The sequence below is a fragment of the Tessaracoccus caeni genome (assembly GCF_029211185.1).
GTDB classification, from domain to species: domain Bacteria; phylum Actinomycetota; class Actinomycetes; order Propionibacteriales; family Propionibacteriaceae; genus Arachnia; species Arachnia caeni.
Window position 1 is genome coordinate 1 of record NZ_JARGDO010000069.1, and the last position, 363, is coordinate 363.

Annotated in this window: 1 protein-coding gene; it reads left to right on the forward strand. The window is 62.8% G+C overall.

Features of this window, described 5'->3' with window-relative positions; all coding sequences use genetic code 11:
• A partial coding sequence (locus P0D62_RS19035) for a transposase (protein WP_275704093.1) occupies positions 1 to 363 on the forward strand: 363 nt, incomplete at both ends.

The window sequence follows — 363 nt, forward strand, 5'->3', positions numbered from 1 at the left end:
CCGGGGTCTCCGCCCGCGCCATGCTCACCGCTCTGGCCGATGGTGAACGCGACCCCGAAACCCTCGCCGGTTTGGCGCACTACAGCATGCGCGGTAAACAAGCCCAACTCATCGCCGCTCTGACCGGAGCATTCAAACCCCACCACGGGCTCCTGGTCAAAACCCACTACACGCTGATCGATTCCTACGACCAAGCCATCAGCGAGATCACCCAACACATCGAGGTGGTGATCGAGCCCTTTCGTGTCTTCCGGGAACTACTCACCTCCATCCCCGGGATCAGCACCACCGTCGCTGACATCGTGATCGCGGAAACCGGGGCAGACATGACCCGGTTCCCCACCGCCGCTCACCTGGCCTCCT